General features: G+C 62.7%; 13 protein-coding genes. 5 read left to right on the top strand and 8 right to left on the bottom strand.

The window, feature by feature from the left end:
- The first annotated feature begins 177 nt into the window (after positions 1–177).
- The 4 genes from DQ353_RS16385 (at position 178) to DQ353_RS16370 (ending at position 5,494) form a co-directional block, all read left to right on the top strand.
- Entirely contained in the window at positions 178–1,284 is a 1,107-nt protein-coding gene (locus DQ353_RS16385; protein WP_286166866.1) for a fatty acid desaturase family protein, read from the top strand.
- A 468-nt stretch (positions 1,285–1,752) separates the two neighbouring features.
- Positions 1,753–2,787 (top strand): iron ABC transporter substrate-binding protein, encoded by a 1,035-nt coding sequence (locus DQ353_RS16380; protein WP_113764135.1) that lies wholly within the window; start codon positions 1,753–1,755, stop codon positions 2,785–2,787.
- A 5-nt stretch (positions 2,788–2,792) separates the two neighbouring features.
- Positions 2,793–4,385, top strand: coding sequence for an ABC transporter permease (locus DQ353_RS16375; protein WP_113764133.1), 1,593 nt, complete (start codon positions 2,793–2,795; stop codon positions 4,383–4,385).
- Between the two features lie 38 nt (positions 4,386–4,423).
- The gene (locus DQ353_RS16370) at positions 4,424–5,494 is read left to right on the top strand and encodes an ABC transporter ATP-binding protein (RefSeq protein WP_113764201.1); all 1,071 of its coding nucleotides are present in this window, start codon (positions 4,424–4,426) and stop codon (positions 5,492–5,494) included.
- Positions 5,495–5,543: 49 nt separating this feature from the next.
- Here DQ353_RS16370 and DQ353_RS16365 read toward each other — a convergent pair whose 3' ends face one another.
- The 8 genes from DQ353_RS16365 to DQ353_RS16330 form a co-directional block, all read right to left on the bottom strand.
- Positions 5,544–6,398, bottom strand: a complete 855-nt coding sequence (locus DQ353_RS16365; protein ID WP_353616703.1) for a type II secretion system F family protein — start codon at positions 6,396–6,398, stop codon at positions 5,544–5,546.
- 49 nt (positions 6,399–6,447) lie between these two features.
- Positions 6,448–7,395: a type II secretion system F family protein gene (locus DQ353_RS16360; RefSeq protein WP_113764131.1), complete on the bottom strand. Its 948-nt coding sequence runs from the start codon at positions 7,393–7,395 to the stop codon at positions 6,448–6,450.
- 2 nt (positions 7,396–7,397) lie between these two features.
- The gene (locus tag DQ353_RS16355) at positions 7,398–8,975 is read right to left on the bottom strand and encodes a TadA family conjugal transfer-associated ATPase (RefSeq protein ID WP_181578448.1); all 1,578 of its coding nucleotides are present in this window, start codon (positions 8,973–8,975) and stop codon (positions 7,398–7,400) included.
- Positions 8,972–10,168 (bottom strand): CpaE/TadZ family protein, encoded by a 1,197-nt coding sequence (locus tag DQ353_RS16350; RefSeq protein WP_113764129.1) that lies wholly within the window; start codon positions 10,166–10,168, stop codon positions 8,972–8,974. The genes DQ353_RS16355 and DQ353_RS16350 overlap by 4 nt, the downstream gene beginning before the upstream one ends.
- Complete coding sequence (cpaB, locus tag DQ353_RS16345) at positions 10,165–10,884, bottom strand: Flp pilus assembly protein CpaB (RefSeq protein WP_286166865.1); 720 nt, start codon at positions 10,882–10,884, stop codon at positions 10,165–10,167. Before cpaB ends, DQ353_RS16350 begins: the two co-directional genes overlap by 4 nt.
- A 91-nt stretch (positions 10,885–10,975) precedes the next feature.
- Positions 10,976–12,007, bottom strand: coding sequence for a pilus assembly protein TadG-related protein (locus DQ353_RS16340; protein ID WP_113764125.1), 1,032 nt, complete (start codon positions 12,005–12,007; stop codon positions 10,976–10,978).
- Positions 11,995–12,372: a TadE/TadG family type IV pilus assembly protein gene (locus tag DQ353_RS16335; protein WP_113764123.1), complete on the bottom strand. Its 378-nt coding sequence runs from the start codon at positions 12,370–12,372 to the stop codon at positions 11,995–11,997. The genes DQ353_RS16340 and DQ353_RS16335 overlap by 13 nt, the downstream gene beginning before the upstream one ends.
- Positions 12,373–12,570: 198 nt before the next feature.
- Entirely contained in the window at positions 12,571–12,780 is a 210-nt protein-coding gene (locus DQ353_RS16330) for a Flp family type IVb pilin (RefSeq protein WP_113764121.1), read from the bottom strand.
- Between the two features lie 338 nt (positions 12,781–13,118).
- On the opposite strand from DQ353_RS16330, the gene DQ353_RS16325 reads away from it, so the two are divergent.
- Positions 13,119–13,919, top strand: coding sequence for a transposase family protein (locus tag DQ353_RS16325; RefSeq protein WP_146755285.1), 801 nt, complete (start codon positions 13,119–13,121; stop codon positions 13,917–13,919).
- Positions 13,920–13,957 lie beyond the last annotated feature (38 nt).

Below are 13,957 nucleotides of genomic sequence, written 5' to 3'. Positions count from 1 at the left end.
GCATGCCTGCGGGAAGTTCATGCCCGAAAATGAATCAGGATATTTGGTGTCACTGTGCAACGATCAGGTGCTTCACATGCGTAGCACGTAAGCTCATGAACATAGGAACCGAGATTTTCAGTTCTTACGACTGAAATCGTCGCCCTACTCGCTAATCGGGAGTGACCCTTGAGCAGTATGAGTTCCACTTTGTCCCCCTCGGCCCCGGAGCAACGTGTATCGCGTGGTTCCGCAGGAGCCAACAACTACCGCCACCTGAAGATCCGCGTTCGCGATGCCGGCCTGCTGGGCCGCCGCAAGGGCCACTATCTTGGGCTTGTCAGCGTGTTGGTGGCACTTCTCGGAGGGGCCGTTACGGGCTTTGTGCTGTTGGGGGATAGCTGGTATCAGCTGCTTATCGCCGCCGCCATTGGCGTCATCCTCACCCAGTTCGCATTTCTTGCCCATGAGGCCTCGCACCGCCAGATCCTGACCTCGGGCCCGGCAAACGACAGGTTCGGCCGCTTTCTGGCCAACTTCGTGGTGGGCATCAGCTACCAGTGGTGGATGAACAAGCACAACAAGCACCACGCCATGCCCAACACCATCGGCAAGGACCCCGATATCGAGTGGGACACCATTTCGTTCCAGACCGAGGATGCCCAAAGGCAGAAGGGCTTCCTGAAGTGGATCACCGAACGCCAGGGCTACCTCTTCTTCCCGTTGCTGACCCTCGAGGGCTTCAACTTGCACATGCGCTCGATGATCTATTTGTTCACCGGCGATCGGGTCAAGGACCGTCGACGTGAGATCATCTCCATCATCATCAGGTTGTCCCTCTATGTGGCAGCCATCTACATCTTCCTGCCGGTAGGAATTGGCTCGGCGTTCCTGGGTGTGCAGCTCGCGGTCTTTGGTGTGTACATGGGTGCCTCGTTTGCCCCGAATCACAAGGGCATGCCGATGATTCCCAAGGAGTCGCGCATCGACTTCTTCTCGCGCCAGGTTCTCACCAGCCGAAACGTCATGGCCCGCTCGACCTTCGGCAACCGCGTGCTCTCGCATGTCTTCGGCGGCCTGAACTACCAGGTGGAGCACCACCTGTTCCCCTCGATGCCGCGCGCCAACCTCGCCGGCGTCGCCGAGATCGTGCGCGAATACTGCCACGAACTTAAGGTCCCGTACACGGTCACCTCGGTGACCCAGTCCTACGCGCAGGTCATTACGTACCTGAACAAGGTCGGCCTCTCGGCCCGCGACCCGTTCGACTGCCCGATGGTCGGCGAGTTCCGCCCCTACAAGTAGGCGGATCTTGACGTCGTCGACCGATCGCTCGGCGGACTGCGAAACTTGAATATTGCACATTGTCCCCGACGCCGTTCATTCGGCTTCGGGGACAATGTGCAATCTGCCGACTGGCAGTCTTGAGCGGTGGTTTGCGGCAAGTTGTGACAATGTGACAAGCGGTGTGGCCCACTTCACCGTTGTACCTGTCAATGAGTCAAAGTTCCCGGAGTGAAACCTTGGAGTTCATGTAAAAAGGTCGACTCAGTAGGCTGAATTCAAGCGCGACGATCTTCACCAGATTCAACACACTGCAAAGTTTTTTGGGTCCGCCTCATAAGGTGAGGCTTGGGCTTCCCAGCGCGGCGACCATTCGCCCCTCTTTTGTTTGGTGAATTAGGTAAGTCATACCTAAGCTAGGTGTGCGGGTTTGCTCAAGATCCTTGCTGGCCCGCCGGATACCTTCACTCCATAAGAAAGCGCCGATCCATGACGATTCGTAAAAACGTGCTGGCTGGCATGGCCCTCATCGCCACCGCCGCCCTCAGCTTGACCGCATGCTCCGCAAACGCACCGGCCGCCGGAGAATCGGATGCCGGAGGAATCACGGTCTACAACGCACAGCACGAGAGCCTGACCCAGGAATGGGTTGACGCCTTCACCGCCGAGACCGGCATCAAGGTCACCGTACGCAACGGCTCGGACACCGAAATGTCCAACCAGATCATCCAGGAAGGCAAGGCCTCGCCGGCCGACGTCTTCCTGACCGAGAATTCTCCCGCAATGACGCAGGTTGAGAATGCCGGTCTCTTCGCAGACATCGACAAGGCCACCATCGACCAGGTGCCTGCCGAGTTCCGCCCGTCCACCAACAAGTGGACCGGCATCGCAGCACGCTCGACCGTGTTCGTCTACGACCCCAAGAAGATCAGCGCAGACCAGCTGCCCAAGTCCATGCTGGACCTGGCCAAGCCGGAGTGGAAGGGCAAGTGGGCAGCATCCCCGACCGGCGCCGACTTCCAGGCCATCGTTGCAGCGCTGCTGGAACTCAAGGGCGAAGAAGCCACCACGGAATGGCTTGCGGGCATGAAGGAGAATTTCACCGCCTACAAGGGCAACTCCACCGCCATGAAGGCAGTGAATGCCGGTGAAGTCGATGGTGCGCTGATCTACCACTACTACTACTATGGCGACCAGGCCAAGACCGGCGAGAACTCAAAGAACGTCACTTCGCACTACTTCAAGAACCAGGATCCGGGAGCTTTCGTTTCTGTTTCCGGTGGAGGCGTCCTCGCCTCCTCGAAGCACGCGGAGCAGGCCCAGGAATTCCTGAAGTTTGTCACCGGCAAGAAGGGCCAGGAAATCCTCAAGGACGGCACTTCGTTTGAGTACGCCGTTGGTTCCGAGGTGGCTTCCAATGAGAAACTGGTCCCACTGAAGGAACTCCAAGCTCCGGCCGTTGATCCGGCCAAGCTCGACTCGGCCAAGGTCACCGACCTCATGACCAAGGCAGGACTGCTGTAACCCAGATGAGCGAGACTCAATTGGTTCCCGCGAAATATCGGGAACCGAAGATGGCGGGCGGGGGCACCAAGCCCCGCCCGCCATTGGGCGTTTCCACGCTCGTCATCTTGGCAACCTTGATTGCCGTGTTCTCCCTGGTTCCCCTGGGCTACGTCATCTACATGACGGTGGCCACTGGCTGGGACACAGTCGTCGAACTCATCGTGCGCCCGCGTGTCGGTGAGCTGCTGCTCAACACCATCTTGCTGGTGCTCGTCACGCTTCCGCTGTGCCTCGTGCTGGGTGTGGGCGGTGCCTGGCTGGTGGAACGCACCAACCTGCATGGCCACCGCTGGTGGGCGCTGGCACTGGCCGCCCCGCTGGCGATTCCTGCGTTCGTCAACAGCTACGCCTGGGCCTCGACCATTCCCTCACTGGCCGGCCTGGGCGCCGGCACGCTGATCGCCACGCTGTCCTACTTCCCGCTGGTGTACATCCCCGTCGCGGCGACCCTGGGACGGCTGGACCCGGCCATCGAGCAGTCGGCAGCCTCGCTGGGTCTGGGTCCCTGGGCCGTGTTCTTCCGGGTGGTGCTGCCGCAGCTCCGCATCGCCATGGCCGGCGGCTCGTTGTTGGTGGCCCTGCACCTGCTCTCGGAATACGGCGCCTTTGCCATGATCCGTTTCGACACCTTCACCACCGCGATCATGATCCAGTTCCAGTCCACCTTCAACGGGGCCGCGGGCAACATGCTCGCCAGCGTGTTGGTCCTGCTGTGCATGCTGCTCCTGCTGGCCGAGGCCAAGACCCGCGGCAACGCGAGGTACTCGCGCGTCGGGTCCGGGGTGCAGGGACTGGCCACGCGCCTGCGGCTGGGACGCCACGAGATCGCCGCCCAGCTGGCGTTGCTCGCGCTGTTCGTGCTCTCCCTGGGCGTGCCGCTGTATTCGGTGGTTCGCTGGCTGGTCGCCGGGGGAGCGGCGATCTGGGACCCGACAGAGTTCTTCCCCGCCCTGGCCCAGACCATGGGCTACGGCCTCACCGGCGCCCTGGTCACCTGCGTGGTGGCCTTCCCCATGGCGTTCCTGGCCGTGCGCCACCCCAACTGGTTCAGCAAGCTGCTGGAGCTGTCCAACTACATCACCAGCTCGATGCCCGGGATCGTGGTCGGTCTGGCCTTTGTCACGGTTGCCATTCGTTTGGTTCCCGGGATCTACCAAAGCGCGTACGTGTTGTTGGCCGCCTACGTGCTGCTTTTCCTTCCGCGCGCGCTGGTGAACCTGCGCGCAGGTCTCTCCCAGGCACCGCGCGAACTCGAGGAGGCGGCCCGCTCGCTGGGCAGGTCCCCGGCTGTGGCCTTCTTCCGGGTGACCCTCCGATTGAGCGCCCCGGCGGCGGCCGGGGGGGTGGCGCTGGTGTTCCTGGCCATTGTCAATGAATTGACGGCAACCTTGTTGCTGGCACCCAACGGCACCCGCACCCTGGCAACCGCATTTTGGGCCAAGAGCAGCGAAATCGACTATGCGGGCGCCGCACCCTACGCGTTGTTGATGATCCTTATTTCCTTGCCCATGACCTACCTGCTGTTCCAACAGTCAAAGAAAGCAGCCGGACAGTGACCACCCAGATTCCCCAGGCCCACAAGTTCTACGGGCTCATGCCAGCTGTCAAGTTCCTGCGCACCAGCAACCTGGTCAAGAGCTTCGGCAACAAGGAAGTCCTCAAGGGGGTCGACCTCGCCCTGAACGAGGGAGGAACCACCGCAATCGTCGGGCCCTCGGGATCCGGCAAGACCACCTTGTTGAGGCTGATCGCGGGCTTCGAAAACCCGGATTCCGGAACCATTGAGCTGAACAACCGCACGGTGGCCGGGGATGCGTGGGTGCCTGCACACAAGCGCGAGATCGGGTACGTGGCACAGGACGGGGCGCTCTTCCCGCACCTGAGCGTGGCCCAGAACATTGCCTTTGGGCTGGATCGCTCCTGGAACGTTGCCGGTCGCAGGGCGAATACCCGGCGCGTGGCCGAGCTGTTGGAGATGGTCTCCCTGGAGGCATCCATGGGGGAGCGGCGCCCGCACGAGATCTCCGGCGGGCAGCAGCAGCGCGTGGCCCTGGCCCGTGCCCTGGCCCGCAAGCCCAAGCTGATGCTGCTGGACGAGCCGTTCTCGGCCCTGGATGCCGGGCTGCGCGTGGCCACGCGCAAGGCCGTGGCAGATGTCCTGCTAGCCGCGGAGATCACCACGATCCTGGTCACCCACGACCAGGGCGAGGCGCTGTCCTTTGCCGACCAGGTGGCGGTCATGCGCGGGGGAAGGCTTGCCCAGACCGGCACGCCGTTCTCCGTCTACACCCGCCCTGCGGACTTGGACACCGCCGAGTTCCTGGGGGACGCGGTCATGCTGGACGCACTGCTCCAGGGTTCGCTGGCCACCTGTTCGCTGGGCGGCATTCCGGTGCGGCACGCGACCGTTCAGGGCCGGGTGAGGCTGATGCTGCGCCCGGAGCAGATCCGGATCACCGCGGAGGGGCCGATCAAGGGGACCGTGGTCGACACGGTGTTCTTCGGGCCGGAGACCACGGTGCGGATCAAGCTCTCCCCGGTTCCCGGCCTTGTCGGGGGTGGCGAAATCATTACCATCCGGCACTGGAACGCGTCGATGGCACGTCCCGGCATGGAACTGAACCTTCGGGTCATTGGCGAAGGCGTGGCCTTCGCCGCCGAGTAGGAATCAGGGAATCACGAAAATGGCCGCGGCCCGTCTTGGGCGGCGTGGGTCAGCCAAAGATCCCGCTCTTCATGATGTTGATGGCCGCAGGCCCCAGGATTACGATGAACAGCGTCGGGAAAATGAAAAGCAAAAGCGGAAACAGGATCTTGACCGGCAATTTCATCGCCGTTTCCTCGGCCCGCTGCCGGCGCTTGATGCGCATTTGGCCAGCCTGCGTCCGCAACACCCTGGCGATGCCAATCCCGTACTTGTCTGCCTGGACTACGGCCCGTACGAATGATTTGAGGTCTGCAACGGAGGAGCGGTCGGCCATCGCGGCGTAGGCTTCCCTGCGCGAACGTCCCACCTGCATCTCCTGGAGTGTGCGTCCCATTTCCTCCGCCAGCGGCCCCTGTCCTCCCGCGGCCACACGTGCCATGGCGGATTCCAGACCCAGCCCCGCCTCAACCGAGATCAGCAGTTGATCCAGCGTGTTGGGCAGCTCCAACTGGATCGCCTGCTGGCGTTTGATGCCGTTGTTGTAGACCAGAAGGTCCGGCAGGAAATAGCCGAATACCGCCAGGGCCAGGCCGAGAACGAATATGCCCGTGCCCGGGTTGGACGAAAACAGGAGGACACCAACCAGGGCCCCACCCAACGCCAACAACGGCTTCATCATCAACACCCGGTCCAGCGGCCACGATGCCGTCCTGCCGGCCATGGCCAACATGCGATCCAGTTTCGCCGCGTAGCTGCCGGGTGTCAGACGCCGGGCAAGTGCCGCGAATTCGTTGTCGCCGCTGCCCTTGATTTCTTCGCCGGGTGCCACTGCGGACCTTGAAAGGTTTTGCCGCACCAGCACCAGTTGGTTGCGGTCCACCGAGACCAGTCCCCATACGATGAACGAGAGCGGCAGCACCACCAGCGCTATGGATATCCATCCGATGGTTGTAATTCCCATGATCTTCCCCCTAGAACTTGATCTTGACCATGCGGCTCATCCAGAAGGAGCCGATCGCCATCATGATGCCGCCCACCACGAGCATGCCGATGCCCAGTGGGTGGCTGAAAAGTGTCCCGATGTAGCCCGGGTTCATAACGAACAACAGGCCGGTGATCCCGAAAGGCAGTCCCACCAGGATGTAGGCTGACAACTTGCCCTCAGCGGACAGCGCCCTCACCTGTCCCTTGATCTGGGAACGCTCTCGGATCGTCTCGCCGACTTGGTCCAACACCACGGCCAGGTCCCCGCCGACCTCGCGGTTGATCTGGATCGCCTCGGCCACCCAGGAGAAGTCCTCCGACTTCATGCGCGCCGCAGTCTCCATCATCGTCTGTTCGGCGTCGCGCCCCATCCGTGACTCATTGGAGATTCGGCCCAACTCTTCTGCCATTGGTGAATCGAACTCCTGTGCTGCGCCGTCGAGCGCGCGCATCACAGAGTGGCCCGCGCGCAAGCTACCTGAGAGGGTCATGATCATGTCCGGCAGCTGGTCTTCGAACCTGGCACGGCGCCGGTCCGCGCGTACTTGCAGGAACGCCCAAGCACCAGCCGGGGTAAGTACCGCAAGGAGCACGGCAAGACCGACTCCGCCAAGGAGCAGGCCAACAACGCCGGCGGCCAGCGCCGCAGACCCTACGAGTACCAGGAACTCCGCCGGATCCTGTTTGACGCCCGCGGCCTGCAGCGCGTCCCGGCCAAAGGGCCCGCCCGCGCTTGCGGTCGTGTTGCGCCCCACGGCCCTGACCGTCGCACCGCTGAAGCGGCTGAGCAGGGACGGCGACTCAGGGGCCGTCTCGCCCATCCGGCGTCGTTCGATGGGTACCTCGGCGCTGACGGGCCTCAGCACCACCAGCAACAGCAACAACATGGCGGCGAGCCCAGCGAATAAACCGGCTGCGAGCAGAATCCCTTCCATGGTTACCACCGGCCCTTGCTGGCGCCCGTTTGTGCACCGGTTCCCGCTCCGGCGCCGCCCGGCGTCCCGAAGATTCCCGGCGGAAGCTTGACGCCGACCTCGTGGAAGTGGTCCAGGAAGCGGGGCCGCACGCCGGTCGGCACCGGCTTGCCGAGGAAGCGTCCTTGGGCGTCCATGCCGGCCGAGTAATCGAAAAGAAACGCGTCCTGGAGCGTGACAATGTCGCCCTCCATGCCCTGCACCTCGGTCAGGTGCGTCACCCGGCGAGTGCCGTCTCGGAGCCTTGTGAGGTGCACGATCAGGTTCACGGCAGAGGCCACTTGCTCGCGGATGGCGCGTAGCGGCAGATCCATGCCGGCCATCAGGACCAGCGTCTCGAGGCGGGCTATGGCGTCGCGCGGGGTGTTGGCGTGTACGGTGGAGATGGAGCCGTCGTGGCCGGTGTTCATGGCCTGCAGCATGTCCAGCGATTCGCCACCGCGGACCTCGCCCACCACGATGCGGTCCGGCCGCATGCGGAGGGAGTTCTTGACCAAATCGCGAATGGTGACGGCGCCCTTGCCCTCGATGTTCGCGGGACGACTCTCCAGCCGGACGACGTGGTCTTGCTGGAGTTGCAATTCCACAGCGTCTTCGATGGTGACGATGCGCTCGTCCATCGGAATGAAGCTGGACAGGACGTTGAGCAGCGTGGTCTTGCCGGTACCGGTGCCGCCGGAGACGATGATGTTCAGCCGTGCCTTGACGCAGGCCTCCAACAGGTGGGCCATGTCCGGAGTCAAGGTGCCGAACTCGATCAAGTTCCGTACCGTCAGCGGATCCCTGGAGAACTTGCGGATCGTGATCGACGGTCCGTTGACAGCCAGCGGCGGGATGATGGCGTTGACTCGGCTTCCGTCCTCGAGCCGGGCGTCCACCAACGGTGACGACTCGTCGATGCGCCGTCCAACCTTGGACACAATACGCTCGATGATGCGGCGCAACTGTTCCTCGGAACTGAAAGTGGCGTCGGTCGCCTCAAGCTTGCCGTTGCGTTCCACGTAGATCTGGTCGCGGCGGTTCACCATGATTTCACTGATCTCGGGGTCGTCCAGCATGCGCTGCAGTGGTCCCAACCCGAGGACCTCGTCGCCGATGTCTCGGATCAGCCGCCGTCGTTCCTCGGGGGAGAGCGGCACCTGCTCGGCGTCGATCACCTGGCTGAGTTCGTCTCGGGCCAGCTTGCGCAACTGTTCTTCGGTGAGCGAGGGATCGGTGATGCGCGCGCCGAGGCGCTCGAACAGCGCCTCGGCAGCACGTGCCTTGAGGCCGGCCAAGGCGTCCACGGTCCCTCGTCGCGCCGGTGCGGCAGGTGCGACGGCAAACGCAGCAAGGTCGGATTCGGGTGACGACACGACGCCGGGTTCCTCGCCACCGAGCGGAGAGGCGCTCGGTAGGGCATCGAGTGGACCGGACTCCGCGGGAACGGAACCCGCGGTCGGCGGCGACGCCACGGCGTCGTCAGGGATTCCCCCGGCAGGATTGGTGGCGGGCTCCGGCTCGCTGCGGCGGGCTGCTGTGAGGCGGCTGGCGAGGTTCATCGGACTACTTCCCTGCGGTGGATCTTGCGGTTGTTGGTTGATTGGTCGGCGTCGAAGCGACGCGCAAGCTTCGTGAGGCCGCGTGCCGCGGCATCGTGCGAGCGGTCGGTCAGCAGCGGCGTTCCCTTGTTGGTGCTGAGAGGGACGGCGCGGGACCGGGGGACCACGGCGTCGACTGGGACACCGATGGAGGCCTCGACGTCCTGGACCGTGAGGCCGCTGCGACGGTCCGCGAAGTTCAGCACCACGTGGCGCCCCTGCGGGATGAGCTGGAGCTCGCGCAATACGCCGAACCCCGTGTTCAGCCCGCGGATGCTGGGCACGTCCATCCCGCACACCCATACGGCGTCGGTGGCCTGTTCGAGCGCCGCGAGCAGATGCTCGCCGAGGCCGGGAGCCGTGTCGAGTACGACATACTGGAACTCGGCCGCGAGCTGGTTGATCAGCACGGCGACCTGTTCCGGGGTGATGAGGTCTGCGTCGGCCGGGCTCTTGGGCCCGCAGAGCGCGTAGACACCCGTGTCGTCGACCGTCAGGAAGGCCTTGAGGACCATTGAGTCTTGGGCCGCCGCGCCGAAGACGGCGTCGGTGATGGTGTGCTCAGGATCCAGATTCAGGGCACCGGCGACGTCGCCGAACTGCAGGTCCAGATCCACGATCACCACCCCCATCGGGGCGGTCTTCGCCAGCCCGACGGCAAGGTTGGTCGCCACCGTGGTCTTGCCCACGCCGCCCTTGGGTGACATGACCGCGACGACGCGCCCACGACGTCGTTCATTGGAACCGCCGTCGCCGGCCAGGCGCCGCCGCCCGTCCGTGGACAGGCAGGCGCGCTCCAGGAGCACGCGCAAGGTGGCGGGGTCGGCATCGGGTTCCGTGATGTCCCGCACGCCGGCGCGCATGGCGAGAACCACCAGCTGCGGATCGGCGCCGGAGGTGAGCACCACGGAGATGTCGGGGTTCAGCAGGTCCAGCGCGGTGGCCAGTCGGAGGGCTGCCTCACGGTCCGTGTCCGGGCCCAGGATGACGACGTCGGTCGTCTCGCCGATGCTGCGGGCGAGCAGATCGTGCGGCGAGAGGTTCGCGGCCCCGGCTGCGATGCGCTGGACTGCGCCGGGCATGGCACCCTTGACGGCGGCCAGGACGCGGCGTTCGAACTCGACGGAGTCTGTCAGGAGCAGGAAGCGGCTCATTTCAGCACCTGATTGATTTCCCAGACACGGCTGTCGCCCTTGGCGGTGTCCTCGTTCTGCTTGGTCAGCCAGACCAGGCCGAACTCGCGGGTGTGGATGATCTTGGCCGCCTGGGCGGAGTCGACTCCGAAGGTGACATAGGCGGAGCCGACCGGCAGTGCCGCAGCGCCCTCGGCGGTGCTTTCCGCCTCGGCTGCCGCTATCTGGATGGCGGTGACCAGGACCTGCTCGTCGAGGAGCTTGGTGATCTCGGTTTCGTCGGCGTCCTTGTTGTTCTTGTCCTTGACGGTGAAGCTGCCAAAGACGCCAACGGTGTCCCCGGCGCGGAGGTTGCCGCCGGCCACCCGCTCGGGCTCCAGAAGGACGGTGACCTCCTGTTTGCCCTCGGGGACATCGACTGTCCCGGGAGTGAGGAGCGAATCCTCTGTGACAAGTTTGGCCGCAAGGAGCTGTTCGCCAGCGGTGACCGCCTGCGCCAAGACCTTGCCGTCCTGGTCCGCGAGCGTGTCCAGCGCATCCTTCGGAACGGCGACTGCCGGCAGGCTCTGCTCCTTGAATGCTGTGGCCAGTTCGGCGACCGGGGTGCCAGCCGGCACGTCACGTGTGGCGACCAGCACCTTCACGGGATCGAGCGATGATTGTGCGCGGGCGTCTGCGCCCTGCACGTAGGTGAGGAGTAGAACCGTACCGACAATCGCCAGTACCAGTGCTGCCATGCCCCCAAGCAGCCGTGTCTTCATATTGTGCCCCCAAGGCTTGAAATGGCTATTGCGTAGTTCGGTCTAGCTAAGTGTCGGTGACGAGTAGCTACTCGATGAGTGATGGTGGTCGCGTGACGCCGAGATCCTGTCCGCCCCCGCCCGTGAGTTCGTCTTCATCCATCATGCGAACGAATTCCCCGTATATACCTCGGCAATTGCCCGAGCAGCCCGGGTAGGCAGAATCTTTGAAGGTGTCGGGTGTGCCGCCACCGGAGAGCTTCCAGGCGTAGATACGAAATGCCGCGATTCCCTGGATTGTGTAATTGCCGCCACCGGTACCTGTGACTTTGGAAAAGATGGGAAAGTAGACCTCCGCGTAGCCATTGGTATTTGCTTCGATGATCCAATCGTCCAGTTTCGTTTTGCACGCGTTGCTCGGAATGGAGTTGCCGGATGAGCCTTCATAGACGGTTTTGACCGTCAGGTCTAGCGTCAGCACGCATGCTCCGTCTGTTGTACCTGAGACGTCCTTCGTGGGATCCAGGTATCCCCAACCGCCTGGAACGATGTTTGCTGCGTGATAGATCGAACCGCAGGTGGGCGAGTCGCCCTTGTACTTGAGCCACGACTTCCCAGACGATGCAGCATTTGTTGCGATGAATTCGTGCAGAGCACATTCCGAAAACGCCAAGGGAAATGCGAACGTGCCTCCCGTAGGCCCTCCCCAAGTCGCGACCGAAATAGCGTTCACGAGTGTATCGTCGAAGCCCCAAATATTGGCAAACCAGAGGCCGACAGAGTCACTGTCAGCGATGTCGTCGGCAGCAGTCATGACAGACGCCCGTCCCGGTATCACAGTTGCATACTTAACACCGCTGGTTCCCTCATTTGCGCTAAAGCCCGCGATCTCTTCGGCGGTGCCAACTGGATCCGTGCAATCCTCAGACGCCATGTCCGCAGCGCACGCATTTGCGATGCTTAGCGCTGCATTGTCGGCTCCAGCCTGGAGTTGGGACTTTTCCCAATAGAGCCGCCCGACGTCGATTGATATCGCTGCGAATCCGAGCAGCGCAATCATCATGAAGGCAACAACGACGGACACGGCACCGCTTTCTTTCGACACTGTCATCCCCCGCATCGCATTGCTCCTTGTCCCCAGAGTGTGTCCCGATCAATGAGAAAGTCGAACCAGCCGCTCAGGGACTTGTATGGGACCGAAGCAACGACGACAATTGTTGAGCCGTCAGTGCAAGCGCCGGCCGTCTGAGATGGCGAAGCTGTCACCCCTGCGACGGATGGAGCTGCAAGCTGAACAGCGTCGGTTAGGTCGAAGCCCACCTCGCCGTGGTGGATTGCGTAGGCACGCGCTCCCTCACGTGCTGCCTGAGTGAGTGAAATTTGTTGGTTGAACAGAAAGCCCAATTCCACGATGCCCAGGAGGATAGCTATCAGAACGGGAAGTACGAGAGCGAACTCCACGGCGGAAGCACCTTTGGAATCCATGAGTCGATGTCTCATCTTGCGATCCTTGGGTAGGAAGCGTTGGCGGTTTTTCACTAGCTGGACCGCTGGCGGTCGGCTGGTGTCGGACGTATCACGACAGTTGCTCCAGATTGAAAGCGAATGCCCGATAGGTGCCCTTGAGCAGTTGCTGCGCTTAGGGGTGAACACAGCCAGTGCGCTCACCCCTAAGCGGTAGTCTTACGGGACGACTGTGGGGATACGACCCGTGACACCTGCGAAGAGGCCGCTCAGTGCTCCGCCGAGGGCCGCGACCGTTACGATGATGGCGACCGCGATCAGCGCGACCATCAGTCCGTACTCGACGGCTGTCGCGCCCTTTTCCTCGCGACGCAGCTTACCCGCGACGGTGTACAGGCCAAGGTAGATGTTTGCGAACAAGGTGTTCATGATGAAACTCCATTTTCTGCGTCAAGAAGGTGCGAAATTATTTCGCCCCCCAGCGAATCATTCTTGATGAGAAATTTTTGGAGGAATGAAGTGGTCCCCAAGAAAAACTAGACCCCATTAGATACCAATTACATTTTGTAATCCCCCCAAGCGGTTCCCCAACCGCTGGCATCTCATTTGGAGTCTAGGAGAGTTTTCTGAACTTGTAAACCCTTCGGCGAGACTCATGAAAAGTGCTCGCGAAATGGGGTCCGTGCCTCATTTGGAAAATGCTCGCGAAATCTCTGGCGCACGTCCGGGCACCTTGGTGTGCTGGAGGGATGGGCTCAGGGATCTCGATGGCTACGCGCAAGGAAATCACCAGGAACGAGGCGGCCGGCTATGCGGGAGCCTCCAAGAAGGTCAAGGGCGAGATCCTTGACCGGCTGGTCGCCCAGTTCGGCTGGTCCCGGGCCAACGCCCGCCGGCAGCTCGGAAACGCCCTCAAACGCAAGGGGCCCGCCACCCGTGCGGCCCGCAAGCCACGCCCGCCGACCTACGGATACGACACCGTCAAGGTCCTTGTCAGGGTGTGGAACAACCTCGGGCAACCCTGCGGGAAATACCTGGCCGCGGTCATGGAACCCTCGCTGGACAACATGGAAACCTTCCACAGCTTCGGCCTCGAAGCCCGCCGCTACACCCCGGCGGTGCGCTCCCAGCTCCTGGCGATCAGCCCGGCGACCATCGACCGGCTGCTCAAGCCCACCAGGGCCGCGATGGACCCCCTGGGGAAGTCCTCCACCCGCTCCCACAAGACCAGGCTCTCCGAGCTGATTCCCCTCATGACCCGCGTCTCTGCGCTCGATGAGCAACCCGGCCTGATCTCCGTGGACACCGTCGCCCATTGCGGACACACCCTCAAGGGCGAATATGCCTACACCCTCACGGCCACCGACGTCTTCACCGGGTGGACCGTGAACCGGGCCATCAAGAACAAGGCCTCCAAATGGATCGTCGAGGCCTTGGACGAGGTCAGCAACCAATTCCCCTACCCGATCGACCACATCCACAGCGATTATGCCGAGGAAAACGCTAAGCCGAGGGATGCCGGGATTGGCCCGGGTTTCCGGGGATTCCTGGCATCTTTCTCGGCTTAGCGATTGGGTGGTTATCGCAAGGTATAGAGCTTTTGCAG

This window comes from Arthrobacter sp. AQ5-05, from assembly GCF_003287975.1.
Classification (GTDB): Bacteria; Actinomycetota; Actinomycetes; order Actinomycetales; family Micrococcaceae; genus Paeniglutamicibacter.
This window is presented reverse-complemented; position numbering and strand designations above follow the sequence as displayed.